Origin of the sequence: Corynebacterium sp. (assembly GCF_030530965.1) — a bacterium.
Classification (GTDB): Bacteria; Actinomycetota; Actinomycetes; order Mycobacteriales; family Mycobacteriaceae; genus Corynebacterium.
In genome coordinates this window covers 1-26,956 of the sequence record NZ_JAUMTY010000028.1, presented here as the reverse complement: position 1 = coordinate 26,956, position 26,956 = coordinate 1, and the positions used below count along the sequence as shown (strand labels likewise).

Here is a 26,956-nt window from a genome sequence, read left to right as displayed (position 1 = left end):
GCGAACAGAACCATGAAGTCCGCGGTCAACTTGTCAATGTTCTCCGGGGAGATCATGGCGCGACCCTGCTGCGTCGGGATCGAACCATCCGTGTACCCGGCGGGCAGCTTCATCCCCAGATCAGTGAAGAACTGGTTGGCGGGGTTGGCCTCGTCGGTAATGACACCGAAGTTCCCGCTGCGGTGCTGAACCACCAGCGCCGTCTTACCGTCCAGACCCTTCAGATCCTTCTTGGCATTCTCGAAGGCCTCCGTGTCCTTCTTCTCGATGTCCTTGACCTTGTCCTCATCCTGGTAGATCTTGCCCAGGGCCTCCAGCTGCGGCTTCCAACCGATCAGCTGCGGATCCTGGCCCATACCCGGAAGAGTCGGGGCAACTTCCTTCAACTTGTTGTAGGCGTCCTGGTTGATGCGGTAGAAATCGCCGACAATGAAATCGGGCTTCTCAGCGGCGATCTTCTCAACCGGCAGCTCGCGGGGATCAGCGTCGATCTTCTTGACGTCCTTGAGCTTGTCGTTCTTCCACTTGGCGTTCTGAGCATCATCCGGGCTCTGAACAACGACGTCGGGGGTAATACCCAGGGCGAGGAGGTTATCAACCGACGTACCCATCGCGACAACCTTCTTCGGCTTCACCGGGTAGGTGTCTTCACCCCAGGCGTGCTTAATCGTGACTTCCTTGGCATCCGACGAATCCTTCGCACCCTCGGACGCGCTCTGGCTGGTTGAATCTGCGGCAGTGGAATCGCTGGAACTGTCGTTATCATTCGAGCACGCACCCAGAACCAACGAACCGGCTAACGTCAGAGCGATCAAGGGCATAGGGCGAACAAGTGAACGCTTCACGGAAACTCCAATACAAAAGTATGAACAGTGCAGGCCACGGGGTTATGGCAGGGGCTGACTGTCACCTGGTTGGGGCCAGGATGGCCACCAACCCGCGACGCATCTACCATTCAGTATGGCTAGCCTAATTTACTGACACGATAGCGTGCGGAACTTCCCTAGACAACACCCATAAGGGAACGTCCCCCACAATTCACCCCCAAGGAGAACTTACTAGTGGCAATCCCACCCATCGCGCCGTACAGCATCCCCACCCTCACGGCGAAACCCGCTGTCAACTGGGCACTTCATGCCGATCGCGCGGCCCTCCTGGTCCACGACATGCAGAACTACTTCATCTCCGCGTACACTCCCGACGACGAACCGGCGTCGACAATGGTGGCTAATATTCGGCAACTCATTGCCCGTGCCGACGAGGTGGGCATCCCCGTTTTCTACACGGCCCAACCGCCGGAACAAAAGGAGTATCGACGAGGGCTGCTCCGCGAATTGTGGGGGCAAGGGATTCAAACCGACGCGGAGGCGGAGATTATCCCGGAGCTGGCGCCGCGGAAGCACCACCATGTGATCACGAAATGGAGGTACTCGGCGTTTGCCCGAACAGACCTTCGAGAATCCTTGGCCTTTGCGAAACGCGACCAACTGATCATTACCGGTGTGTACGGGCACATGGGGTGCGGGGTGAGCGCGGTGGACGCGTTTATGAACGATATTCAGCCGTTCCTTGTGCGCGATGCCATTGCCGACTTCACCCGCGACGACCACGCCGCGACCATTAATTGGGTGGCACGGCGGTGCGGGCGCGTGGTTGATGCTGAGGAGGTGTTGGGTGTGCTGGTTTAGCGTCCGCAATCCGGACGTGGCAGGAGCGGGTTGTGCTATCGGTCGTTACATTTGGGGCGCTTCGGATTTGGTGCGCGGCAGATTTGGGGAGCTGCGGAGCCGCGCAAGCCGGTTAATCGCCCTCATTTCACAAAAGTGCGGGGCAATATCGCAGCCTCATGGCAAAAGTGCGGGGCAATATGGTCAATTTTTGGCCATTTTTGGCCCACATACCCCCGCAGTTTTCAGCAGGTGCCATATCCCCCAGCAGTTCGGGTCACACCACGGTAGTGTCACTGATCCTTCTTGCTCACCTTGCCGACGCCGGTTAATGGAAATTCATCAACGAATTCCACAACATCAGGCACGGCGAAGCGTGATAATCCTGATTCGCGGACAAACTTCTTGATCTGTGTAGCTGTCGGTGGCTGGTGGTTCTCGGGCTGATCTTTCGGCGCATCCGCGTCTTCCGGTGCATCCGTACCTGCCAGCTTAAAGTCGTCTCGAAGAATAATGAGCGCACGGATCTTCTCGCCCATTACATCGTCGGGAATGCCCACGACCGACACATCGTGAATAGCGGGGTGCTTCAGTAAGCAATTCTCCACCGACTCCGGCGCGATCTTCTCGCCACCGCGGTTGATCTGATCCTTGGCACGGCCGGTCACAGTGATCGCACCGTCGGCAGAGACCGTGACGATATCGCCCGTGATGTAGAACCCGTCGTCCGTAAATGACGAGGCGTTTGCCGTCGGGTTCCGGTGATAGCGACGGATAGTGTACGGCCCGCGGGTGTGCAGGTGGCCTGGCGTGCCGGGATCAACCGGAGCGCCTTCGTCGTCGACAACGCGAACCTCGTCGGCCGGGCTCATGGGTATGCCCTGGGTGTTCACGATCTCATCGATGTTGCCGCCCAGTTTGGTGTAATTCACGAGGCCCTCGGCCATGCCGAAGACCTGCTGGAGGTTAATCCCCAGCTCCGGGGCGACGCGTTCCGCGGCGGAGGCACTGAGCTTCGCGCCACCGACCCAGACCGTTTTCATGGTTTCCATCGTGGGGTCCGGGGTTTGGGCTTCATCGCGGCTGTTGAGCAGGCTAATGAGCAGCGGCGGGACCAGCGCCATGTGCGTGCCGCGGTGCGCGTGAATGTAGCGGCGGATGGTCGTGGGCGAAGGATCGGGAACGTACACCACTGTGGCGCCGATATGAAGCGCGCCCAAGATGCCGGGCGAGCTCATCGTGAAGTTGTGCGACGCCGGCATGACCACGAGAAACACGTCGCCACGCTGCATATCGCATACGTCGTCGGAGCGGCGCACGGAATACAGGTAGTCATCGTGGCTGCGAGGGATCAGCTTCGGCGTGCCCGTCGTTCCACCGGAAAGCTGGAGAAAGGCAAGAGCTTGCGGGTCAGTTTCAGGTGAAGGCCAGGGGGTGGAGTCTGCGTCGGTGTCTGAGTTGGCATTGATTTCGGTGCTGCTGACTTCGGTGCCATTGATGGCGGGGGTGCCCCAGGGATCGTCGGCACGAGGGTTGATGTGGATGGTGGTGAGCTCTGGAATCTCTTCGTGCAGGCCTTTTTCAACCCGCTTGGCGTGCTTATCGCGCGGAACTGCGGCGATCCGAACTCCGGCGGGTGCGGTCCGAGCGAAGTGAGCGACGTCGTCGGCACCGTGGGCGGGGAGGGCGAAGACGGGAACGGCGCCGATGCTCCAGATGCCAAAAATCGCTTCCATGTGGACCGCGGCATTGGGCAGTTGGACGATGACGGCGTCCCCTTCCGCGATGCCGAGGCCGCGCAACAGGTTGCCGACTTTATGGGCCGCGTGGCGGACATCGCTCCAGGTCAGCGAGCGGTAGCGGTCCACCGCGACGGGTGCATCGCCGTAGAGGTCCCGGGCGCGCTCGAATAGCGCCCAGTGCGTGTCGCCCGTGTAGATCCCCAGCTCCCGGTACCGCTGCACGTCCTCCCACGGGCAACCGTTGGCCGCACCCCCTTCACGCTGGGCGTATTCCTTCGCGTTCGGCGACGGAATTGTTGCTTGTGTCATAACCCTCATCCTTCGTGCTGCGTTGGTGTGTGGTGTGGTGTTCGTGCTGTGTGATGGTGTTGCGGTGGTGTGCATTATCCGGCGGCGTTTACTCCAGTTCCTCCCCGATGGTGGGAGCACTCTGCCTCCACCCCGCCAATGAAGCCAAGCCGCCGTGATCGAGGGGCAACGAGTACGTACGTAACTCAACGCCGGTGTCTTCCCAAGCCTCTGCCGGGTTCCACTTGGCTTGCTGGTCAGGCTTCGGACTCTCAACTACTCCCGACGTGTTGCGCACAATCGGCGCTTTCTCCGCGGTAATAAGGACAATTTTCTTTACGACGCCACGCACCGGGGTGTCGCTGACCTCCCCCATCCATCGAGCGCACGCCCGAACGGAGCGTTCCGACCGGTCGCGGAGGGTGTCGTCGGCACGCAGGTCGTGAGCACTGAAACCGGTGATATCGGAAAGAAGATCCACGCTGAGATCGTCCGGAATCGGAGGCGGAGTCAACCCGGCGCGAGCTGGATAGGCATCCAAGACGACGAGGAGATCGACGACGGGGCCGGTGGCGGTGTCGCGTTGCTGGCTTAAGCGGGCGCTGACGGCGTGGGCGATCGTCGCACCGAAGGAAAATCCGACGAAGGTGTACGGCCCTTCGGGCTGGTAGTCGCGGATAGCGGACGCGTAGAGATCGACTGCCTTGTCCCAGCTGAGCGGACCAGATGTGTTCGTCGGGAATTGAATGCCGATGATGGGGCGGTCAGTCGTGAGGTACTCGCCGAGCCCCTGGTAGGAGAACACCGAACCGTCAATCGCGTGGAAGCAGAAGAGAGGGCGGCCTTTTCCTTCCCTCAGAGTGACCATCCACGGAGGGAGGGAATCGTGATCGCGCGTGTCGGTGGGGGAATTTTTCTGGGGCTGGGGTGCCGGGGGCTGGGATGAATCGCCCTCGATCGCGCGGACAATGCCCCGAGGAGAACCGGCCTCCACAATCGTCTGAATGTCCAGCTTGTGGCCACGTTTCCGGAGCTTGCCCATGAGTCGAACAGCCATGAGCGAGTGAACTCCCAGATCCTCAAAGGCAACATCGGGGTCCACCTCCGGGCGGTTGAGCAAACCAGCAATGTCTTCGCAAATATCGCGCAGCAGCTGGCTGTCCTGGTCGGGACGGTCAGTTTCCGCGTTGGGCTGATTCGACGTGGTGGTTTCCGACGTTGGAAGGTCCGACGTCGGCTCGTCCTCACGGTCTTGCGCGGAGTGGTCGTCCGCGTTCTGCCCTGGTCGGCGTCGGATGTTGTCAAGCATCGGGGCGATCTCGTCGCGGATCGCACGCAACGACTCGGGAGAGTCAACGTCGGCAATAGAGGCACACCGTGACAAGGTGGCGCGGAGAGCGTCGGCAAGAGTATTCGCCACCTGCTGCGGAACCACTCCAGGCTGGTAGGCCAGCGCCAGATCGAAGGGGCCTCCCGGCGGGTGGATGACCGTCAACGGGTACTGGGTTTCGCCGCGAGTGGTCAGGCCCGTGATGCGGATACCGCGAGACGCGGGAGCGGGGGCGTCGGAATCAGGCAGAGGGCCGGGCTGCGTGTCTGTCTCCGAGAACTCATCGGGAAAGTTGTCGTACACCACCAAGGAGTCGAAGAGCGGGCCCGACTGCGGAGCCTCACCGCGAGACTCGCCCACCCGGCGCTCGATGTCGGCCAGGGAGGCAGAGGTGTGGTCTGCCAACTCGGCCTGGGCGCGCGCGTGGGTACGCAGGATCGAGGCCAGCGAGTCGCCGCGCAGCTCCACGCGCACGGGAAGCGTGTTGATGAAGAGGCCGATCGTGTTGTCGATACCGTCGAGCTCGCTGGGCCGGCCCGAGGTGACCACGCCGAAGACGGCATCGTCATGGCCGGTCAGGGCCGCAACGACACACGCCCACGCGGTCTGAATGAGCGTGTTGGGGGTGACTCCGACAGTGCGGGCACAGCGGGAGAGATCAGCTTTCTGCTGGTCAGAGAGCTGCACGACGCAATGCTCCTCGCCGGAAGCCTCGTCGATGGTCGCGGAGTCAGGCGGGCCTGGTTCGGCGGTGGGCGTGAGTGCATCCATGACTCGGCTTGCATGGTCAAGGCCTGAGACATGGTCAACCCACAGTTCGGTGTCAGCCTTCACTCGGGGCTGCATGTCCTCAACGAATTGACCGTACGAGTATCGCGGCGGCAACTCGGCGATGGCAGATGCGATAGCGCGTGAAAGCGTATCCTCCGAGCGCGCGAACGTATCCTCCGCATCACCATCATTTCCGCTGGCCAGAAGCTCGGCAGCGCGGTTGTACACATGCATCAACTCACGCAGGAGGATCGTCGTGGACCACCCGTCGGTAAGAATGTGATGATTCCCCAACACCAGCCGGCTACGCCGATCGCCCAACCTCACCAGGGTCGCCGCGACCATCTTCCCGCGCGTCACATCGAGCTGACGGGAAGCCATCCGGTCCAGAACGTCGTCGATAAGCGACGATTGCACGCGCGACGGAAGCCCGCGAGCATCGATCACCGACCACTGCCACCGCGGGGTGCGTGGAATGACGTGTACCGGGCGGTCGAGTGTTTCGTAATCGAACGCCGCCTTGAGCACATCCTGGCGGTTCATCACGGCCTCGAAGCTGGCGCGCAGGAGCTCCGGGTCCGCCGGGCCTTCGACGGCCATGGACGCGGCGATCACATAATGGTCGCGCTCGCGGGAATCGAGCGCCTGGTACAGCAGACCCTCTTGCAGCGGCGAGAGCCCGTACACGTTCTGCAGCGGGCCGAACCGGCGCTGCCAATGCTCGATATCCGCGCTGTTCACAGGCGCTAAACAATCCGACGGCGACGCGCTGCCCTCCGCGCTCAATCCGACAACGGCGAGATCTGTCAGAGCCTTGACGACGCTATCCGCGAGCTGTTCCGCCTGGTCCTCCGTCTCTGCATCGACGCTAATGCTGAGCGACGGTTTATCGGGTTCATTGCCGACGAGCGCTGTGTGGTGGTCGGGTTTGTTTGTGTTCTCGTTTATGTCCGCGCCCGTGATCCACGCCGTGATGTGCGGGACCTCGGGGAAGCCGGGGCGGAGGGTGTGGTGGGTTGGAATGAGTGTCGGGTGCTGTGATGGCCGGCCTGAGGTGGCGGAATCCGCAACGACGGGGCTAGGTATGTGGCCTAGTTCGAGTGTGATTGCTGGAGTACGCGCTGATGTATCGGTGAGATCAGCGGCCCGGAAGTTGGCGCGTTGTTCTTTCACGCTGAGCAGGAGTGCCTCCGTCTCGGCCCGCGAATCCGACGGCGAAACAGTGACATAGCCCGGCGCGGCGAACCGGCCAACAACATCACACGCGACTGCATTCCCGGAAGTCATGGCCTGACCCGAGGCGGGAACGGAAGGTTGACGTAACGCGCGGCTCAACACCATCGCGGTGAGGGTTTCGTCGGGATCACTCGCCGACGCTATCAGAGCAGCTGCGGTGAGAATGTCCTGTTCAGACAGGCCAAATTTCGTTCCAAGGTTTCTGAGTAGCGTCTTCGCGACTGACGACTCGATCGTCGCGGTGGCCCGATCACGGCTGTGCGCCCACGGGAGAGCCGGGGCGGAGTGCCCACGCCACGAGGCATAGCGATGCTGGCGACCGTCACTATGTCCGTCACCGTGACCCGCCCGCTGCACGAGCGCCTCGACAATGCCGATGAGCTGCGCGAACCCATCGGCATCAACAACCGCACTATGAACGCTCAGCCGCACACCACCGTCGACAGGTTCAAGCGCGAATGGCCGTCCCGCGGCAAGATCGACGGGCGCGCGGAACTCGTCGTCCTCGGCAGGGTGGCGTCGGATAATGACCTGCTCAGAGCCTGGATTATCCGCGTCCCACGTCGCAATGCTACGAAGAGCCGGGACATCCTCAGCCAGCTTCGTCGCACATGCGCGACATTCGTCAGCGTCGATGCCCGGGGCACACGGAATCACGACCGACATAACCGGCTGGTTGGAACCAGTGAAAGCCGACCGATCCATTCCCGACGGGGCGTCCACCGCACCAAAGTCCGTCAGAATATTCCGTTGTTGCTCTGGGCCACTGCGACCATCTGTGCTGGTCGTGAGGGTCTGGGAGGTAGCCGACGATGCTGCACTGTTCGGCGCACTTGACGACGACCGACGCAAGGACGCGGCGATCTCACCCAAGGGGCGGCCGGACAAAATATCCGCGGGACGGATCTCAAAACCTTGCTGCTGCAACCGACCGGCCACCACCAGCGCGGTAATGGAATCTCCACCCTGATTGATGAAATCCACGTCAAAGTCGGCGGGCTGCCCCATGACGTCCTGGATCGCTCGAGAAACAGCAAGCTCACGCGGTGTTTCGGGAGCTCGGAGTTCCGCGTCCGAACCCTGGTGGTCCCCGCTCCCCTGGTGCTCAGCAGCGCGATCATTCGACACAGCGGACTGCTCGATCAGTTCGCGGAGTGCTCGCCGGTCAATCTTTTCGGTTGATGTTCGCGGAATCTGAGGCACCGCAACAAAAGTGGACGGAACCATATAGTCCGGAAGAATCCGCGAGAGATGCTGGCGCAACTCGGAAAGTCGCTGCGTGATGTCATCAGTGTTCGGGTGGGGATCACCGGAATTGTCATTGGACGCGGGAGTGTTCCCGGCAAGTCCCTCGAGAACAACTCCTGCCCGGATATTCACCGTCGCCGCACTCACATGAGCGTGACCAGCCCCGGTTGACGCCGAGTTATCCCCTTCCGAACGAGAAGCATCGCCGGTGCCACGAGCAACCGCGACCGTGCCAGCTGCACGAACGCCCGGGAGACCAGCGAGCGCGCCGTCGATTTCCTCCAGTTCTACGCGATGCCCCCGCACTTCAATCTGGTTATCCGCGCGCCCGATAAACGCCACCCCACGGCCAGGCACCCACCGCACCCGGTCGCCGGTCCGATACGCGGGAACGAGCGCGTCGGCGTCGGAGCCGTCAGTTGTGACGTCGGCACGAGGACGACTGGCGGTTACGTCGGCACGGAAAAATGCGTGGGCCGTCGCGTCCGGATTATTCCTGTACCCCTGCGCGATCTGCTCCCCCATCAGCCACAATTCGCCCTCTTCACCTGGGGGAACGACCTCGCCCGACGCGTCGCAAATGCGAATTGACATGCCTGGTACGGGCCAGCCCACCGTCACCGCGCCGGGTGCGATTCGTGCGCACAGCGCGTCGACGGTTGCTTCCGACGGGCCATACATGTTCCATCCGATGACGTGCGGCGCTGCGGCCACCTGGTCCCACAGCTGCTGCGGCATGGGTTCTCCGCCAAGCAACACGGCCCTGATCTGCGACTTTTGCACGTCGAGCAGGGGAACGCCCGAGGCGAGGAGCGCCCCGAAGAGCGAGGGGGTGGCGTCGATCATCGTGATGTCGTCACGGCGGAGGCAGCGGTGAAAAGCCTCCCCATCGGCCACAGTGGAACGGTTGTAGATCACGACGCGCACGCCGGCGAAGATCCACGACAGCTGATCGATGGCGGCGTCGAACGCGAACGATGCCGTGTGGGCGAGTGCGGCGGACGCCTGAGGCTGGGTATTCGCGACATGATCCAGCGTCTCTGGGAAGAGCTGCGCACGGTGGCCCGCGATCAACTGTTCCAGGGCGCGCCTGCTGACGTTGACGCCCTTCGGCCGTCCCGTCGTGCCGGAGGTGTAGACGATGTAGGCCAACTCGTCGGAAGATGTTGCCTGGTCGGATTCGTGTGGCGACTGCTCATCGTCCCCGTGCTCTACAGACTGAACGTCATCGAACCCGGTCACCACAGCCGCGGCGGCACTATCTTTCATGATGAACGAACGCCGTTCCTGCGGAGCGTCGTCGTCAATGACGACAAACGGGCGGTGCGCGCGCAATGAAGCCAGAACCGCAATTGCCTGGGATGCGCTCTTCGGCATATCGATGGCAACGACGCCACCTGCGGGACAGACCGACGCGATGGAATCCGCCAGCCGATCACACTGTTTCACCAGTTCAGAGCCGGTGTACGTGGTTTCCTTGGAAGTGGCAGGGGTTTCGGACGACTCCGGGGAACCATCGGCTAGCAGAACTCGATCACTCCACTGCTGCGCAAGCAGATCGATCAGACTATCCAGTGACTCAAACGAACCGCGAGAGGGATCGTCGGAGGAGCCGTCGGACGAAGCACCGGCCAACGATTCCCCCTCCCACTCTTCACGAAGAGCTGCCGGGATCCGTTCAGGACGGATACGTATATCGGAAGAAGCGGGCAGAGAACTCTCGGACTCCGGCCGTCGATCCAACCCCAACCCCACATTCACCACAGCACGAATATCGGATAAGCGCTGGTGAACAACCTGCGGCGGAACGTCGGCGACCGTCTCAAAACTCAAATCCACGCCACCAGACCGCCCCAGCGCGGCCACCAGCACAAGGTTTTCCGGCGGGCCACCCGCCACATTCCGGAGGTACCCGCGCGTTTTCCCAAACTTGAGGGCTGCGTCGAAAACCTTCAGGTTGGCGCCGATCCCGCGCAGGATCGAGGAATCCCCGTACGCCGTCGCCACCTCGGACCCCGGGAACCGCTGGTGCTCGCGCACGGTCCGCATTGTTTCCTCGACAGCGTGCGCGTTTTCGGGGAGCGTCGCGGTGAGGTCGATGGGCAACCGCACGGGCAGCATATTGACCATCATCGCCGGGGTACGCCGCTGAGCTGCGGTTTCTCGCGCGGCGAACGGCATCGCGACCACCAGTTCGTCGGCCTCGACCCCCTGCACGCGCCGCAAGTACACGCCGTATGCCGCCAACAACGAGTCCACCCACGTGGTCCCGTGGCGCTGGGACGCCGCTTTCCACGCGTCCAGTTCCTCGGCGTCCACCGTAAGCACCGTTGTTCGGCTGGAACTCTCGGACCCGCCGATGAGCTCGTCCCGCCACTGCGTGCTGCCAACCCCCGCCAGCGACTCTTGCCACCACTGCGCATCGCGGTCCCGGTTGTCCGACTCGTGGTATTCGCGATCTTCCTTAACGACGCTGGTCAGGGCGCTAAATTTCGCCGGGCGTGCTATTTTACCGCCGGTGAGTTCGGTGTAGTGGGCAGCGGTGCGCCGGGCCAGGATCATGGACGCGTAGCCGTCGACAATGAGGTGGTGATACAGCTGGATGATCCACACCCGGCGGTGATCCAGACGAAGGACCTCGAAATGGCAGAGTGGGCGATCGGCGAGACCTGCCCACGCCTCCGCGCACCGTGCTTTCGCGGCATCGACATAGGCGTTCGCGGCGGCCTCTGGCGCTGGGTGAGCACGTAGGTCGTGGACAGGGATCGTGATGTACTCTCCCGGCGCGGCGTCGATAACCCTTTGACATGGGGAGTCGTCGGCACGAACAGCGCCAGCGTCCTCCCCCGCGGAATCGTCGGCATGAGCACCCGTCGCACCCTCGCCCTGCCGGAACTGAAGACGCAGCGTTTCAGCCTCAGCGATCGTCTGGTGCAACGCCTGAACAACGTCGGCAACCGAAATATCCGGCTGAGAGTCCGTCGGGTCGAGCTCCATCACCTCGCCCACGACGTAATAGGGCGAACTCGGATCCAGTGACTGCGCGTTCCAAATACCCATCTGCGCTGCGGTCAGAGGGAACCAGTCCGGGGAGGTCGGATTATCAGGGTCACTCGCACGCACCGAATCAAAGGTCATAGCGTTAGGCTACACTGCTCAAAAGACAAACAAACAAGCAGCTAGAGAGAAGAAAATGAGGAGCCAACCATGAGTGCAGCTAACCCACCGCTGAGTCCCCAAATCTTTGCCGACGAACTCCACACCCGCGTTGCCTCGGCGATCGGCATTCCCGCCGACACGCTGGAAACCGACGCGGACCTCACCGATCTGGGGCTGGATTCGGTGCGGATTATCGACATCGTCGAGTGGGCGCGGCGCCAAGGGTGGGATGCCGAGTTTGCCGATCTGATCGAGGATCCCACTCTCGACGCGTGGGTGGACGCTTTCGAAGAGAGCGACGAGTGATGACGGGGATGAGTGCGTCCGGCAAGAGCGACGCGGGCGAGGCTCGCCATTGTGTGGTTACCGGGGCGCTTGGTGGCATCGGCGCTGCCGTCGTCACCGGCGCGAAGGACGCGGGGTATCGCGTGACCGCCGTGGACCAGGCGCCACAGGGACACAGCGCGGATGTGGATGGTGATGGGCACGGTGACGGAAAGAGAAACGGTGACGTGGCTGTCGTCGGCAATAAACCCGCTGACCTGCGTGTTGATTATGTTCTTGATGTCACCGACTTGGAGGCCGCGCACACCACGATCGACCGCATCGAGGCCGACCGGGGACCCATCGATGTGCTGATTCACACGGCCGGGATCTTGCGTGCCGACGCCGCCCTCGACGGCGACACCGACGCCATGCGCGCGAGCTTCGAGGTCAATATGTTCGGCGCTGCCCACGTGTGTGCTCCCGTTGCTCAGCGCATGTGCAAGAGAAAACGCGGCGCCATTGTTGTTGTCTCCTCCAACGCGGGGACGACCCCGCGCGCGGGCATGGGATCCTACGGGGCGTCGAAAGCAGCGATCACCGCGTGGGCCCGCAACCTCGGCCTGGAGTGCGCGCCACACGGCGTTCGCGTGAATATCGTTTCCCCAGGTTCCACCGATACCCCCATGCTGCGCGGAATGTGGCCCGCCGGGGAGGACCGCTCGGCTGACGTTATCGCTGGCACGCCCGACCAGTATCGGCTCGGGATCCCCCTGCAGCGGTTGGCGCAACCGGAGGACATCGCCGGGGCCTGCCTGTATCTCGCCTCCGACAACGCCCACCACATTGTCATGCATGATCTTCGTGTCGACGGCGGAGCGACGCTGGATAGTTAGGCGTTTTCTACGCCCCGCCCGAGCTAGCCCGAGTTCGCCGAGTTCGCGCTGTTCACGTGGGCAATGAGCGCCCGCCTGTCGATCTTCCCGTGATCATTGTGCGGAAGTTCCGTCATGACGACGAGGACGCTGGGCACCATGTACTCAGGCACCAGCGTCGCCAATTCGGCTTTCACCTGTTGCGGAATAGTGGCGTGGCCAGCGTCGTCACTCCCGTCAGCAGCCGTCGCGACCTCCGAGACAACGATTCCGCCGACAAGCGTGGCCTCTCCCCCGGCGCGATCCACAGCCACCGCGGCGTCACTCACCACGTCGAGGCGTCGCAAATGAGTTTCCACATCGCCCAGCTCAACGCGATTGCCGCGAATTTTCACCTGGTCGCCGATGCGGCCCTCAAAACGGAGCATCCCGCGCGCATCGCGCGACATGACGTCGCCCGTGCGGTACATGGTCCCGCCGTCGCGGTCCGGATGCAGGCTGGGCACAAACGCTTCCTCCGTGACCTCCGGTTTGTTGAAATACCCCGCGCCCACCTGGGCACCCGCGATGCAGAGCTCGCCGGACTGGCCATCGGGGACCTCGTTCAAGTTCTCATCGACGACGTAAAACACGACGTTATCCTCCGGCCAGCCGACCAAAGTTCCGCCTGTTGAAGATTCTTCATTCGTCGGGTTATCCGGCGCGGGCTGATCCATCCCGGCGCGGGAATTACCGTCGTGTGCGCTTGGGTCTGCCCATGCTTCGGCGGCCGACAGGACTCGGGCGTGGTCGCTATCAGCGGTGGGCTCGCTGTCGGGAGTACCCGCGCTGTCAGTAGCAGCCCCCGAATACGGACGGGAGAAGTCCACCCACGCCACATCCATTGCCGTTTCTGAAGGACCGTATAGCCCCAACAGCCGACTCGGAAGCACCGCCCGCGCACGCTCGACCAGGTCATTCGGGACGGCCTCGCCGCCTAACAACACATGCCGCAGGCTGGCGAACTGATCGTAGCCCAGGCCGACGTCGTCAAGGACATCGAACATGACTCTGAGCATGCTCGGAACCATCGACAGCGTCGTCACGGAATACGTTTCGATCATGTCGCCCAGCGCGAAGGGGTCGCCGGGGAACCAATCCGGGCCGGGGATGACGATCCGGCCGGCACAGGCCAGCGGGCACAGCAGCTCTGCGACGCCGACGTCGAAACCGATCGGCGCTTTGTGCAGCATCCGCAATTCGCCAGCACTGGCCGACGAATCTGCGTCCTGTCCCAGCTTCGCATCTTGTCCCAGCGTGCGAACCACCCACTGCAAGTGCGAGGCCACCGCGCGGTGAGGGTTCACCGCCCCCTTCGGATTACCCGTCGTGCCCGACGTGTAAATCAAGTAGCACGGATCGTCCGGCAGGAGTTCGCGCGTGCGATCACTAGCACGAAACTCTTGCCCGTGGGCAGCGCCGTCGGAGGAAAAGTACTCATCCGGACGACGAAGTTCCCAGGTCGGCGCATTATTCGTCGGCACGGATACCTCACCAAGCCCGATCACGACGTCGGGCTGGCAATCATTCACGATGTAGCTAATGCGCTCCGCCGGGTAGCTCGCATCTACCGGCACATACGCGGCCCCCGCGCGGAGAATCCCCACCATAACGCTGGGGAGCCAAGGGCTTCGGCCAGAGAGCACCACGACGCGGTCGCCGGGGCCCACCCCGCGATGGCGAAGTTCCCACGCCACCACATTCGCGTGGCTATCGACGTCGTCGTAGATCAAAGTCAGTTCGCTGCCGTCGTCGCAGAAACCGTGAACGGCGGGCTGCTCGCGGTGGTGACGAATGGCCTGGTCAATCATCACGTCGACCGTCAAGGGGTCGATCTCTGCCGACGGACCGAACGCCCAAGGTGAACTAGCCGACATGAATCTCATCCCTCACTTCTCCCCCGGTCTGCCGATCACTCCCAGGCTCGCTATCCGCAGGGCCGTTATCCGCAGACGCGTTATCGATGTAGCACGCCAGGATCCGATCCGATACCTCACCCAAGCAGCTCAGATTCGCGAACCCCGGCCCCTGAGCCAGGGCGGACAGCGTCGGCAAGAAGAGCCACGGCCCCTTGCCCACCGCCAAGGTCCACTCTGCGGGGATCGTCGTCGGCCGGTCAGGCGTCGGGAGATGGGGTTTGAGCTGCAAGAAAATACCAATGTTGTGCGCGATGTCCGCCTCGGAGCATGTCGTCACGATCTTTTCTGCATAAAAATCAGAATCCGTGTTCGGGAATAGATCCCGGAACCACAACGGGTTGCCGCCGCGTGCGTCAATCACGACATCGGCTGTGGACACCGCATCCGGGACGCCCTCGTGCGACACGTAAAGATCCAGCGCACCGTCGCGAGGAACGATGTCGACCACGCGGCCACGCTCATGGGTGATGTGCCCATAATTCTTCACGGTCTGCTGCACGCGCTGGGAAAACACGCCACGGTCGGTCCGGCGGATAAAGTCCTGCCGCTCCTCCATGCTGAGCATGAACCACTTTTCCGGGTCGGTGTAGAGGCTGTTTTCAAACACGCTCTCGCCACGCGAATACACAGTCGGGGAGGGCGAGAAGATCGCGATGGACTCGCAGGGCATGTGAGCCAACTGATCCACGACGCTGGCCGCGGACTCGCCACCGCCGATAACCGCAACCCGTTTGCGCAGCGGGAACGTGCCATTTTCCACCTGATCCCACAGCTCGGCGATGGAGAGCACACCGGGGACGTCGGCGAGGCGGCGCGTCGACGGTCCCGGGCCGGTGATCATGACACCGTCGGAACTCAGGACCGTGGACCCGCCGTCGTTGAGCTCGACGTCGCATTCCCAGCCCCAATTGTAGTCGTCGGCATTGGTGGCTTCGGCGTTCTTATCGGCGTCGTTCTTGTCCTCGTCGTTCTTATCAACGGCGCGAATCGATGTGATCCGGCCGGCCATCACCTGCATATCCACCGCGTGAGCAACCCAGCGCAAATACTCGGCCCACTCCTCATGCGTCGGACACGGGTGGCCGCGATCGATCCACTGAGCGTACTTGTCCCGAGAGACCAGGTAACTCATCCAGCTAAATTCCATGAGCGCAGCGTCGACACGAGTGTTGTCCTGCGCCGACTCGTTGGCAATCCGCGTCCGATACGGGAATCCGACATCCTTATCCGGCGGAGTGCCCAGCAGGTGATGGCCGTTCGTCCAGCCGCCGCCGGACACCCAGTTTCCCCCCACCCCCAACGGGTCCACCGTGAGAATCGTGGGGACCTCATACCCCAACGATTTCAGCACGTATGCCTTCGCCGCCACGGCCACAGCTTTCGGCCCTGCACCCAGGATAACCAGCGTTTTCACTGTCGATGATGTTCTTCCTGCTCGAGTACATTGTGTTACGGTTAGCCTACCTTTTAGTAACGATCGCGCGAAACACTGGAGAACCACCCGACGATGACCAACACTCCCGAAAGCCACCCCAACGCCCCTACTCACAACACCTCCACTCACACTATCGATGACGCACGCGGAGATTCCGCCGGCCACGGCCCGTTCAATCTCTCCGAGCAGGAGATTTACGAGCGTCTACATCGGCTCCGCCGCGACGTACCGTCGTCGGCAATCCTCGACGAACCCCCACGCATCCCTGAACTAACCGGACGGCTAACTCTGCGGACGACGGATCCCACCAGCGAGGACCCACAGATGGTTGCGCGCTGGATGAACCGGCCGCACCTCGTCGAAACGTGGGAACAGCCGTGGCCCGCTGACCGGTGGAAACGGGATTGGGAGGCCAAGCTTTCTGGCACGTATTCGGTGCCGCTAATCATGCTTCTCGACGGGGAGGAGTGCGGCTATATGGAGATTTACCGGCCACACCGGGATGAGATTGGACATGTGTACGATTCGCGACCTCATGACCTCGGGTTTCACGTTGCGGTGGGGGATGTGGCGAAGACCGGGCATGGGGTGTTCCCGCCGCTCCTGATGAATTTGTGCGATGAGTTGATTGCCGCGAATCCGCCGAGTGACCTTATTGTCGTGGAGCCCGATTATCGCAACGAGCGGCTGCCGCGGATCGCGCTCATGAATGACTGGGTTGACGGTGGCGAGCGGCAACAGCGCGCTGACCGGCGTGTTCATTTGCTGGGGTATGCGAAAACGGATGAGGCTCGGGAGCGGGTGCTGACGGGCAAGGAGTAGGGGCGTCTCCACCGACCGATGGGGAGCTATCCCCCGTTTTTGTTCAATTTCTTAAGGGGTTTAATTATTGGATTGCGTGAACTAGCATTGGCTTAACAGGTATTACTTCACCAGACAGGCCAACCTATGTCACCATCGCGTTCGCTCCACCCCAAAACAGCCGCACCTGAGGGCACTCAGCCACAGGGCGACTCCCCCACGCACCCCCGCGGCAACGACCTTGCCTTAGACGTGCAGGACCTCCACTGCCACCTCGGTAATGGCAAGAACAAGAAGGAAATTCTCAAGGGCATCACGCTCTCTATTCCGCGCGGGAAGGTACTCGCCGTACTGGGAGCTAATGGCGCAGGTAAAACCACACTTATCAACGCGCTATCCACCCTCATCCCGATCAGCGGCGGCAGCGCCACGATCAACGGCCACGACGTCACCTCAGACCCCGCCGGGGTGCGGTCCTCCATCTCACTGACCGGCCAATACGCCGCCGTCGACAATATGCTCACCGGGCACGAAAACCTTACGTTCTTCGGAACGCTCGCCGGCCTTTCCACGCGCGAAGCCAAAGACAGGGCCACCGAATTGCTCACCCGGTTCGGCCTCGAACGAGCCGCCGACAGCCGCGTCGCCGACTACTCCGGCGGTATGCGCCGTCGATTGGATATTGCGTCGTCACTGACCGTGCAACCACCGCTGCTCTTCCTCGACGAACCCACGACCGGGCTCGACCCGGCCAGCCGCAACGACGTGTGGGACATGGTCCACCACCTGCAAGCCGACGGCACCTCCATCCTGCTGACCACCCAATACCTCGACGAAGCCGACCATCTGGCCGACCGGATTGTCGTGCTTGGGGGCGGGCGAGTTCTGGATGAGGGAACCTCCGCCGAGCTCAAGTCGCGCTACGGATCGTCCGCCGTGACCGTGACATTCCGCACCCCTGAGCTGGCCGGACACTTTGCCGACATCGCCGCCGACAACGGGTTCACCGCTGCTCAGGAGAACACCATCGTCCGGCTCGACGCGCCCGACGGGCACCGGTCGCTCGTGCGCGCGCTATCCCTCTGGGACGGTTCCGAGGACGACATCACCGACGCCGCGCTGATCCCGCCGACGCTCGAGGACGTGTACATGGCCGTCGCGGACTCCGGCGATGTGGCGCGGACGGATGCGCGGGAGGACGCGGAGGCGTCGGCGGCCGGCGTGGCCCCGGCGAGTGCGCGGTCGGACGCCCACACCCCGGGAGGCGGCCACCAATGAGCAGCGGAAACACGAGCCCGTCAATGAGCAGCTCGGCGGCGATCACGTCGGTATGGTCACGCGACTTCAAACGCGTGATCCGCAATAAATCGGTGCTCCCCTCCATTTTTGTGATCCCCGCGATCTTCATCGCCATCTTCTACGGGGCATTCTCGCGGGCCACCGACGGCTTCGGCATTAGCTACGCCACATTCCTTCTCCCCGCGGGTGTCCTCCAAGGGCTCATTTTTCACCGCCGGGGGATCGTCGCTAGCCGTCGCCCAAGACGCCGAAGACGGGATACACGCACGGATCCGCACGATGCCCGCGCCCAACTGGTCGCTCGTCGCCGGCCGGTTGCTTGCCGACCTCACCCGCGGCGCGATCTCCATCGTCCCCGTCATCGTGCTCACCGTCCTGATCGGCGCGCGATTCCACGGAGGTGCCGTCGACCTGCTGCTCCTCATTCTCCTCACGATCGGGGCCGCGGTATCCATTAGCGCGATTGCCGACGGTCTCTGTCTTCTGGCGCACCAGCCGGTCAGCACCTCACTGATGTTCCAGGGGCTCACAATTCCCATCGTGATGCTATCCACCGCATTTGTGCCGGCAGTGGCGCTGCCGAGCGGCGTCCGCCCGGTCATTGAGCACCTACCACTCTCCACCATGGTCGACACGGCTCGTCTACTCATCAACGGTGACTCCCCCGGCTCCACCGGTATCGAGGCACTCTGCTGGATCGTCGTCTTCTTAGTCGCGGGAATATACGGTTTTCTCGCAGCAATATCGAGGAAGTCCCATGTCTAACACACCTGCTGCCCCCAACTCGCCGGCACCGTCTACCGCGTCGGCGCCGTCTACCGCACGGCCTACCCCGCCGGCGCCGTCCGCCACGAATCCGGCCACGAAGCCGTCCCCGCGACGGGCGCACGCCAGCTGGGCCCACACCACGCGCCTTTTCCGACGCTTCGTCCGCACCCGCGCATCCCTGCTGAGCACGATCTTCACCCCGATGCTCATGATCGTGTTCCAGTGGGCGCTGTTCGGCGACCTCATCGCCAAAGTCCAGGGACTCGAGAAAATCGACCTGCTGCCCCTGTGCCTCATGCTTATTTTGGGGTCGCAGTGGCTCTACATTCCGGCCAATAGCGCAGAGATCGTGCGCGAACGCCAATCCGGAATCGTCGCTCGAGTCTCCACGAGCGCCAGCGGAATCCGGCCGCTCATTGCCGGCGAGTGGTTATTCAGTTTCTTGCGCACCATCCTCGCCAGCATCCCCGCACTCGTGGCCTCGTTCGTGTTCGGAATGAGGATCCACACCTGGTCGGCGGCGCTCTGGCTCGTCGTCGCCGTGATCGGCGGGGCAATATTCACAGCGACGCTGGTCCTCGCACTCGGGTTCGGAGCGGCCAGCCCCGACGCCACCATGATCGTCACGCCCCTCTTCATGGTCGCACTGTTTCTCTCCGCGGGGTTCGTCCCCGCGACCGCGTTCGTCTCGGGCCTGCAATGGTTCGCGCGCAACAACCCGGTGACCCACGTCATCGAGGCCGAAATAGCGCTCAATGGAGGCGCGCTGGCCAACAACCTCTCGCTTACCGACGCCACCTCCGCGATGACGATGTCCGGGATCTGGTTCATCGGCGTGATGGTGGTGGCGGGGCTCCTCGCTGTATTCGCGACAACCCGGCACTCGCGGAATACGGCGTAACGAGGGGAATTGTTCACACGGCGGTGGCGGGTTCGGATCAGGCGCGATCGAGCCAGCGGCGTTGTAGTTCGCGGCCCTAGGCGGCGCAACGCTCCAATTCGGCGCTCTAGTTCGACGACGCTTTAGCCCCGCGCCACGCTAACGAGCGCTTGGTACGCGTCGACAGCCGCCGCTTCCGGATCGTCATGGTCGAGCGAGTCGTTGAAGATCTCCAACGACACCGGCCCGCTGTACCCCACGTTGAGAGCCTTAGCCAGGCATTCCTTCACGGGCAGATCGCCGTGCCCTGGCCACTGGCGATGGTGGCGTGACAGTTCCTTGACCGGCATGTCCAGGCGTGGGGCGTCGGCAAGCTGAACAAAGAACAGTTTGGAAGGATCCACCGACTCGATCACCGACGGATCCTCGCCGAGAGCCAGCATGTGGAAACTGTCCAGGCAGACGCCAACATTGGGCAAATCCACGTGGCGAACGATGTCGTAGGCGTGGGCGAACGTGGAGACGAACCGGCCCCACGCCAGGGCCTCGAAGGCAACGCGCATGCCCTGGTCTGCCGCGAGTTTCCCGATCTGGCGGAGCTGGTCCACGCGGACCTCGTCGCTATCAACCGACGCGGAGTCGGTGTTGGAACAGACCAGGATCGTGTTCGTGCCGAGCTGTTTAGCGTGGTCGAGCGCTGTTTCGCACCGTCGGAGCCCGTGCTGGAACTCCTTGTCTTTGACGCTCAGGAGGTTCTTGACCGGCTGGTAGAGGTCACACGAGAGGCCCAATTCGTCCATCAACGACGTGATGTCGTTCAAAGTCATCGGGCTTTCTTCAATATCCGGGACGAAGAGTTCGACGCCGTCGAAGCCGGCTTTGGCGGCAGCGCGAAGCTTGGCGTCGAGGGTTCCGGGAAGGCTAACGGTTGCGATGCTGAAATGCATGAGTTGTTGACTAATTCTCCTTGTTGATGTGACAGCGTGGTTGAACTAACAACTTGTCTCCGAGTCCATGCTAGGCCGGAAACCGCAGCGGGGCGGCGGGGAATTGGGCGGCGCGCATTGGGCCGCAGGCATAAACCCAACCGTCCCCAAAACACGAAAAACCGCGCCTGCATAACGCAGACGCGGTGATATCCAGGGCAATATGCCCTTGTGGGAAGGCTACTTGGCCTTCTCCAGGATTTCGACGAGACGGAAGTGCTTGTTCGCCGACAGCGGGCGGCACTCTTCGATGCGGACGCGGTCGCCCACGCCAGCGGTCTCGTTTTCGTCGTGCACCTTCACCTTGGAGGTGGTGCGGATGGTCTTGCCGTAAAGGGCGTGCTGGTTGCGGTCTTCGAGCTCAACCACGATGGTCTTCTGCATTTTGTCAGAGACGACGTAGCCGATGCGGACCTTCTGGATGCCCTTTTTCTTCTTGTCGTTCACGGTTGCCTCACTCATTACGCCTCATCTCCCGGAGCGCTGGACAGGCCCAGTTCGCGTTCGCGGATGACGGTGTGGATGCGAGCGATGTCGCGCTTCACCGTTCCGAGGCGGCGGTTGTTGGTCAGCTGGCCAGTTGCGTTCTGGAAGCGAAGGTTGAACAGTTCTTCCTTCGCCTCGTGGAGGCGCGTGGTGAGTTCTTCAGCAGAGAGCTCACGGAGCTCATGGGCCGGTGTTCCGGTAGCCATTAGAACTGGTCCTCCTTCTTGACGATGCGTACCTTGCACGGGAGCTTGGCACCTGCGCGACGGAGTGCCTCAAGGGCAACTTCTTCGCTGGGGTAGCTCATTTCGAACAAGATGCGGCCTGGCTTGACGTTGGCAATCCACTTTTCGACGGGGCCTTTACCGGAACCCATGCGCACACCGAGTGGCTTCTGGGTCAGGGGGCGGTCCGGGAAAATGTTGATCCATACCTTGCCACCACGCTTGACGTGGCGGTTGATAGCGATACGGGCTGCCTCGATCTGGCGGTTGGTGATGTAGGCGGGCTCGAGGGCCTGAACACCGTAATCACCGAAGGTCACGCGGTTGCCACCTTTCGACACACCACGTCGAGTCGGGCGGTGCTGGCGGCGGTACTTAACGCGCTTAGGGATAAGCATGTTTAGCCCTCCTGCTTCTGCTCTGCGGCGCGGCGACGACGTCCGCCACCACGACGCGGGCGGTCGTTGCGGCCACGGCGGCTGCCACGATCGTCGCGAGCGTTGATCAAGCTTTCACGGCGCCCACCGACAACGTCACCCTTGTAGATCCACACCTTGACGCCGATGCGTCCGAAGGTGGTGTGGGCTTCGAAGGTTCCGTAGTCGATCTCGGCGCGCAGGGTGTGCAGCGGAACGCGTCCCTCGTGGTAGCGCTCAGTGCGGCCCATTTCGGCACCACCCAGGCGGCCGGAGCACACAACTTTGATGCCCTTGACCTGTGGCTGACGCATTGCGCCCTGGATAGCTTTACGCATGGCGCGACGGAACGCGACACGGTTGGACAGCTGCTCAGCGATGGACTGCGCAACCAACTGTGCGGAGGCGTCCACATTCTTGACTTCAAGAATGTTCAGCTGAACCTGCTTGCCGGTGAGCTTTTCCAGCTTCCCGCGGATGCGGTCAGCTTCAGCTCCACGGCGGCCGATCACGATACCGGGGCGCGCGGTGTGGATGTCTACACGGACGCGGTCACGGGTGCGCTCGATGACAACATCGGCGATGCCGGCGCGCTCGAGTCCCTTGGACAGGAAGTCGCGGATCTTGATGTCTTCAGCGAGGTAATCGGCGTACTGCTTGTCGGCGTACCAGCGTGAGCGCCACTCAGAGGTGATTCCCAGCCGGAGGCCGTAGGGGTGAATTTTCTGTCCCACTACTGAGCACTTCCCTTCTGGCTTTCGACGACCACGGTGATGTGGCTGGTGCGCTTGCGGACATGGAATGCGCGTCCTTGTGCGCGTGGGCGGAAACGCCGCATGGTCGGTCCTTCGTCGGCCCAAGCCTGCGAGATGACGAGGCTGTTCCGGTCCAGGCCGAAGTTGTTTTCCGCGTTCGCTGCGGCGGAGGCCACAACTTTGTACACCGGTTCGGAGGCCGACTGGGGAGCGTACTTGAGGATGTCAAGTGCTTCCTCGACGGACTTTCCGCGCACGGTGTCGATAACGCGGCGAGCCTTCATCGGGGTGACGCGGACGTAGCGGGCGGTGGCGCGTGCTGACGTTACGGTATCAGCCATTGCTTATCGACGTCCCTTCTTATCGTCCTTGACGTGACCCTTGAAGGTCTTGGTTGGGGCGAACTCGCCGAGCTTGTGGCCCACCATGGAGTCGTCGATGAACACCGGCACGTGCTTGCGTCCGTCGTGGACGGCGAAGGTGTGGCCGATGAAATCGGGAAGGATGGTGGAACGGCGAGACCATGTCTTGATGACTTGCTTGGTGCCCTTGTCGTTCTGTGCGTCCACCTTCGAAAGGAGGTGTTCGTCGACGAAGGGGCCTTTCTTGAGGCTACGTGGCATTCTCAACTACCTCCTTTTAGCGCTTCTTGTTCTTGTTGCTGCGGCGGCGGCGCACGATCAGGCCATCGCTCGGGCGGTTTGGCTTGCGGGTACGTCCCTCTGGCTGACCCCACGGGGAAACCGGGTGGCGTCCACCGGAGGACTTGCCCTCGCCACCACCGTGCGGGTGGTCGACGGGGTTCATGACGACACCGCGGACGGTCGGGCGGACGCCCTTCCAGCGCATACGGCCGGCCTTGCCCCAGCGGATGTTGATCTGGTCAGCGTTTCCGACCTCACCGACGGTGGCGCGGCAACGCGCGTCAACGCGACGGATTTCGGTGGACGGCATACGCAGGATGGCGTACTTGCCTTCCTTACCCAGCAGCTGAATGGAGGAACCAGCGGAGCGGGCGAGCTTAGCGCCGCCACCCGGCTTGAGCTCCACGGCGTGGATGGTTGTACCGGTCGGGATGTTGCGCAGCGGCAGGTTGTTACCCACCTTGATGTCAGCGTTGGCGCCGGACTCAACAACGGTGCCCTGCTTCAGGTTGCGAGGCGCGATGATGTAGCGCTTCTCGCCATCGAAGTAGTGCAGCAGCGCGATGTTGGCCGTGCGGTTCGGGTCGTACTCGATGTGAGCGACCTTGGCTGGCACACCGTCTTTGTCGTTACGACGGAAGTCGATCAGACGGTACTGGCGTTTGTGTCCACCGCCCTTGTGGCGTGTGGTGATGTGGCCGTGTACGTTGCGGCCACCGGTCTTGTGCAGCGGGCGCAGCAGAGACTTCTCAGGGGTAGAGCGAGTGAGCTCATCGAACCCGGAGACAGAGCTCTGGCGGCGACCCGGCGTAGTCGGCTTGTATTTACGAATAGCCATGACTTAGTCCTAACTGTCCGCCTTAGGAGGCAGAACCGCCGAAGATGTCGATGGGATCACTACCGGCTGCCAGCGTCACCATTGCGCGCTTGGTTGACTTGCGACGACCGTAGCCGAAGCGGGTGCGCTTGGTCTTGCCCTCACGGTTGAGGGTGTTGACGCTGGAAACCTTCACGCCGAAGATCTTTTCCACGGCGATCTTGATTTGTGTCTTGTTGGAGTCCGGGCGGACGAGGAAGGTGTAAGTGCCTTGCTCCATCAGGCCGTAGGACTTCTCGGAGACAACCGGTGCGATGATGATGTCGCGGGGGTTATTTAAGTCGCTCACTTGCTCTCCTCCTTCGTCTCGGCGCCGGTAGCGCGCTCAATGAAGGCGTTGAGGGCCTCGACAGAGAACACGAGATCGTCCGAGTTGAGGACGTCGTAGGTGTTCAGCTGGTCGCTCGGCAGGATGTGAACGTTCGGGAGGTTACGTGCACTCTTGATGGAGTTGACGTCCTCGCGACCGAGCACAACGAGTACCGACTTGCGGTCTGTGAGGCGCTCGATGAAAGTACGAGCGGCTTTCGTTGAGGGGGTCTGCCCTGGGACGAGGTCCTCGACCACGTGAATGCGGTCGTGACGAGCCCGGTCGGACAGAGCGCCGCGCAGTGCGGCTGCCTTCATTTTCTTAGGCGTGCGCTGGTCATAGTCGCGCGGCTGCGGACCGTGAACAGTGCCACCGCCGGTGAACTGGGGCGCACGGATGGACCCTTGGCGGGCACGACCCGTTCCCTTCTGACGGTAAGGCTTGCGGCCACCACCGCGGACCTGGCCGCGGGTCTTGGTGGCGTGGGTGCCCTGCCGGCGTGCTGCCAACTGTGCGGTGACAACTTGGTGCAGCAGCGGGGTGCTGACCTCGACGTCGAACACGGACGACGGCAGCTCAACGGTGCCGTTGGTCGATCCGTCAGCGGTGTGGACATCTAGCGTTAGATTGCTCATGCGTGTGCACCGCCCTTCACTGCGGTCTTGACGGTAACGAGGCCACCACGGATGCCGGGAACTGCGCCCTTGATGAGCAGCAGGTTCGAGTCAGCATCCACCTTGAACAGCTTGAGGTTCTGTGTGGTGACGCGGTTATTACCCATGCGGCCAGCCATGCGGGTGCCCTTGAAGACGCGGCCCGGGGTGGCGCAGGCGCCGATGCCGCCGACACGGCGGTGGGCAGCCTGGTTACCGTGGGCAGCGCCCTGGCCGGCGAAGCCGTGGCGCTTCATTGCGCCGGCGAAGCCGTGGCCGCGGGTGGTGCCGGTGACGTCGACAAACTTGACATCGCCGAAAAGCTCGACGGTGACGTCCTGTCCGACTTCGTAGTCGGAGACGTCATCCATGCGGATTTCGGTGACGTAGCGACGTGGTGTCACTCCGGCTTTTGCGAAGTGGCCGCTTTGTGGCTTGTTTACTTTACGGGGGTCAATATCGCCATAGGCGATCTGGATGGCGCTGTAGCCATCCTTTTCTTCGGTGCGAATCTGGGTCACGACGCACGGCCCTGCTTCGACGACGGTGACCGGCACAACGCGGTTGTCTTCGTCGAAGACCTGGGTCATGCCGAGCTTGGTGCCCAGAATGCCCTTGATCTGATTTTCACTCATTGATTCTTCTCCGCTACGGTCCAGGCTCACTGAATGTTCACGTCGACGCTTGCCGGAAGGTCGATGCGCATAAGTGCGTCAACGGTCTTCGGGGTGGGGTCGATGATGTCGATCAGGCGCTTGTGCGTGCGCATCTCGAAGTGCTCACGCGAGTCCTTATATTTGTGCGGAGAACGAATAACACAGTAAACGTTCTTTTCTGTCGGCAGCGGTACCGGGCCAACTACAGTTGCGCCGGTACGAGTGACCGTCTCCACGATCTTGCGCGCCGAGGCATCAATTGCCTCGTGGTCGTAGGCCTTGAGCCTAATGCGGATTTTTTGTCCCGCCACGCTTGTCCTCATTCCTAGCATCAATCCTTCCTGGTGCAGCGTGTACTGCGTCATTCCGGATCTGCTTGTCTTTACTTACATTGTCCGTCAGCGCTGACGCCCGCTTGGAAGCCGGCACAGTGCCAGTATGTGCATGTTGATGACGATCCCCCCACTGAGCGGTGCGAACGCACGGCTACACGTGGCTCGCTCCGTCGCTATTCACGCTGACCGGCATGTCTCTATGCCGTGACCGCGTGAGGATCAGGATCGGATCAATGCAGGGAAAGAGGCTCCGCTACCCGCTTTTCATCACTATTGTCGACGAATGGGCTGCGGTCTTTTTCCTACTGCCGCTGTGTATTTGCCATGCTCCCGGCTCGGGCTGTGGAGGGCGTGTCGCCTTCTCATCTAGTCAGCACCGCGGTCTTATCCCGCCGGTTACGCTTCCTCAGATTCTCTGCGACATCACATGTTGTCGTAGTAGCGGGCCATGAGGCCCAAGCGAATCCGAGCGCACTACGGAGGAGTTTGACCACCGTGGATCATGCTCACTTCACCAGCGATGCCTTACCGGTCATCGGTAGTTTCCTTCGCTCTGCGCCGTGACACACGCTGGCTGACGTACGTCGATAGTGCGTATGAACAGGTTATTGCGTGATTATCACTGCAGACGATGGACTTTCCGGTGTTGCGGGGTGCATCGTGTTAAAGCAACCCGAGTATTAAAACACGTTTACGGACCATGCGCAAACTCTCTTTTCCCAGGCGGGGAAAACATAATCACAGGTAGAGCTCTATGCGGTTAGCTGACAATCAGCGTCAGAAAATCCGGGCGTGGCGACGCCTTTCACGCGAGCCGTTGTCAGCGGGTTATACGCCAAACGGGTTTTACGACAAAAGTGTGTCCGCATGCTGGAAAACTGCGGGAGGATATC

At 62.1% G+C, this 26,956-nt stretch carries 24 protein-coding genes; 7 read left to right on the top strand and 17 right to left on the bottom strand.

The genetic code is table 11. From position 1 onward, the window contains the following. Positions 1–845: ABC transporter substrate-binding protein (locus Q3981_RS06615; protein ID WP_303124582.1), on the bottom strand; the 845-nt coding region annotated here is incomplete at its 3' end. 216 nt (positions 846–1,061) lie between these two features. Here Q3981_RS06615 and Q3981_RS06610 point away from each other — a divergent pair. Further along, positions 1,062–1,688, top strand: a complete 627-nt coding sequence (locus Q3981_RS06610; protein ID WP_303124581.1) for an isochorismatase family protein — start codon at positions 1,062–1,064, stop codon at positions 1,686–1,688. A 272-nt stretch (positions 1,689–1,960) separates the two neighbouring features. On the opposite strand, the gene Q3981_RS06605 is transcribed toward Q3981_RS06610, so the two are convergent. Further along, positions 1,961–3,718: a (2,3-dihydroxybenzoyl)adenylate synthase gene (locus Q3981_RS06605; RefSeq protein WP_303124580.1), complete on the bottom strand. Its 1,758-nt coding sequence runs from the start codon at positions 3,716–3,718 to the stop codon at positions 1,961–1,963. An 88-nt stretch (positions 3,719–3,806) separates the two neighbouring features. After that, on the bottom strand, positions 3,807–11,420 hold the full coding sequence (locus Q3981_RS06600) for a condensation domain-containing protein (RefSeq protein ID WP_303124579.1): 7,614 nt from the start codon (positions 11,418–11,420) through the stop codon (positions 3,807–3,809). A gap of 69 nt (positions 11,421–11,489) precedes the next feature. On the opposite strand from Q3981_RS06600, the gene Q3981_RS06595 reads away from it, so the two are divergent. Further along, positions 11,490–11,747: a phosphopantetheine-binding protein gene (locus Q3981_RS06595; RefSeq protein WP_204087554.1), complete on the top strand. Its 258-nt coding sequence runs from the start codon at positions 11,490–11,492 to the stop codon at positions 11,745–11,747. After that, positions 11,747–12,601: an SDR family oxidoreductase gene (locus Q3981_RS06590; RefSeq protein WP_303124578.1), complete on the top strand. Its 855-nt coding sequence runs from the start codon at positions 11,747–11,749 to the stop codon at positions 12,599–12,601. The genes Q3981_RS06595 and Q3981_RS06590 overlap by 1 nt, the downstream gene beginning before the upstream one ends. A gap of 23 nt (positions 12,602–12,624) precedes the next feature. On the opposite strand, the gene Q3981_RS06585 is transcribed toward Q3981_RS06590, so the two are convergent. Both Q3981_RS06585 and Q3981_RS06580 read right to left on the bottom strand, forming a co-directional pair. Then, entirely contained in the window at positions 12,625–14,496 is a 1,872-nt protein-coding gene (locus Q3981_RS06585) for an amino acid adenylation domain-containing protein (protein WP_303124577.1), read from the bottom strand. Then, positions 14,486–15,952 carry a SidA/IucD/PvdA family monooxygenase gene (locus tag Q3981_RS06580; protein ID WP_303124576.1) on the bottom strand — a complete coding sequence of 489 codons (1,467 nt, stop codon included), beginning with the start codon at positions 15,950–15,952 and terminating at the stop codon, positions 14,486–14,488. Before Q3981_RS06580 ends, Q3981_RS06585 begins: the two co-directional genes overlap by 11 nt. 93 nt (positions 15,953–16,045) lie before the next feature. Here Q3981_RS06580 and Q3981_RS06575 point away from each other — a divergent pair, with 93 nt between their 5' ends. The 4 genes from Q3981_RS06575 (at position 16,046) to Q3981_RS06560 (ending at position 19,742) form a co-directional block, all read left to right on the top strand. After that, complete coding sequence (locus Q3981_RS06575) at positions 16,046–16,795, top strand: GNAT family N-acetyltransferase (RefSeq protein ID WP_303124575.1); 750 nt, start codon at positions 16,046–16,048, stop codon at positions 16,793–16,795. 126 nt (positions 16,796–16,921) lie between these two features. Beyond that, complete coding sequence (locus tag Q3981_RS06570) at positions 16,922–18,052, top strand: ATP-binding cassette domain-containing protein (RefSeq protein ID WP_303124574.1); 1,131 nt, start codon at positions 16,922–16,924, stop codon at positions 18,050–18,052. A 207-nt stretch (positions 18,053–18,259) separates the two neighbouring features. Then, positions 18,260–18,838 (top strand): ABC transporter permease, encoded by a 579-nt coding sequence (locus tag Q3981_RS06565; protein ID WP_303124573.1) that lies wholly within the window; start codon positions 18,260–18,262, stop codon positions 18,836–18,838. Continuing rightward, on the top strand, positions 18,831–19,742 hold the full coding sequence (locus Q3981_RS06560) for an ABC transporter permease (protein ID WP_303124572.1): 912 nt from the start codon (positions 18,831–18,833) through the stop codon (positions 19,740–19,742). Before Q3981_RS06565 ends, Q3981_RS06560 begins: the two co-directional genes overlap by 8 nt. Before the next feature lie 122 nt (positions 19,743–19,864). Here Q3981_RS06560 and Q3981_RS06555 read toward each other — a convergent pair whose 3' ends face one another. The 12 genes from Q3981_RS06555 to rpsJ form a co-directional block, all read right to left on the bottom strand. Continuing rightward, complete coding sequence (locus Q3981_RS06555; RefSeq protein WP_303124571.1) at positions 19,865–20,668, bottom strand: sugar phosphate isomerase/epimerase; 804 nt, start codon at positions 20,666–20,668, stop codon at positions 19,865–19,867. Between the two features lie 219 nt (positions 20,669–20,887). Then, the gene (rpsQ, locus tag Q3981_RS06550) at positions 20,888–21,169 is read right to left on the bottom strand and encodes a 30S ribosomal protein S17 (protein WP_012732435.1); all 282 of its coding nucleotides are present in this window, start codon (positions 21,167–21,169) and stop codon (positions 20,888–20,890) included. Continuing rightward, complete coding sequence (rpmC, locus tag Q3981_RS06545) at positions 21,169–21,399, bottom strand: 50S ribosomal protein L29 (RefSeq protein WP_012732436.1); 231 nt, start codon at positions 21,397–21,399, stop codon at positions 21,169–21,171. The genes rpsQ and rpmC overlap by 1 nt, the downstream gene beginning before the upstream one ends. Continuing rightward, the gene (gene rplP, locus Q3981_RS06540; RefSeq protein ID WP_012732437.1) at positions 21,399–21,815 is read right to left on the bottom strand and encodes a 50S ribosomal protein L16; all 417 of its coding nucleotides are present in this window, start codon (positions 21,813–21,815) and stop codon (positions 21,399–21,401) included. The genes rpmC and rplP overlap by 1 nt, the downstream gene beginning before the upstream one ends. A gap of 2 nt (positions 21,816–21,817) precedes the next feature. Next, entirely contained in the window at positions 21,818–22,567 is a 750-nt protein-coding gene (gene rpsC / locus Q3981_RS06535; RefSeq protein WP_012732438.1) for a 30S ribosomal protein S3, read from the bottom strand. Further along, positions 22,567–22,929 (bottom strand): 50S ribosomal protein L22, encoded by a 363-nt coding sequence (gene rplV, locus Q3981_RS06530; RefSeq protein ID WP_204087562.1) that lies wholly within the window; start codon positions 22,927–22,929, stop codon positions 22,567–22,569. The genes rpsC and rplV overlap by 1 nt, the downstream gene beginning before the upstream one ends. A gap of 3 nt (positions 22,930–22,932) precedes the next feature. Then, the gene (rpsS, locus tag Q3981_RS06525) at positions 22,933–23,211 is read right to left on the bottom strand and encodes a 30S ribosomal protein S19 (protein ID WP_012732440.1); all 279 of its coding nucleotides are present in this window, start codon (positions 23,209–23,211) and stop codon (positions 22,933–22,935) included. Between the two features lie 16 nt (positions 23,212–23,227). Further along, positions 23,228–24,070 (bottom strand): 50S ribosomal protein L2, encoded by an 843-nt coding sequence (rplB, locus tag Q3981_RS06520; RefSeq protein WP_012732441.1) that lies wholly within the window; start codon positions 24,068–24,070, stop codon positions 23,228–23,230. 22 nt (positions 24,071–24,092) lie between these two features. Beyond that, complete coding sequence (rplW, locus tag Q3981_RS06515; protein WP_012732442.1) at positions 24,093–24,398, bottom strand: 50S ribosomal protein L23; 306 nt, start codon at positions 24,396–24,398, stop codon at positions 24,093–24,095. Continuing rightward, positions 24,395–25,054, bottom strand: coding sequence for a 50S ribosomal protein L4 (gene rplD / locus Q3981_RS06510; protein ID WP_046202867.1), 660 nt, complete (start codon positions 25,052–25,054; stop codon positions 24,395–24,397). Before rplD ends, rplW begins: the two co-directional genes overlap by 4 nt. Next, positions 25,051–25,707 (bottom strand): 50S ribosomal protein L3, encoded by a 657-nt coding sequence (gene rplC, locus Q3981_RS06505; protein ID WP_046202866.1) that lies wholly within the window; start codon positions 25,705–25,707, stop codon positions 25,051–25,053. Before rplC ends, rplD begins: the two co-directional genes overlap by 4 nt. 26 nt (positions 25,708–25,733) lie before the next feature. Then, positions 25,734–26,039 (bottom strand): 30S ribosomal protein S10, encoded by a 306-nt coding sequence (gene rpsJ, locus Q3981_RS06500; protein ID WP_046202865.1) that lies wholly within the window; start codon positions 26,037–26,039, stop codon positions 25,734–25,736. Positions 26,040–26,956: the final 917 nt, after the last annotated feature.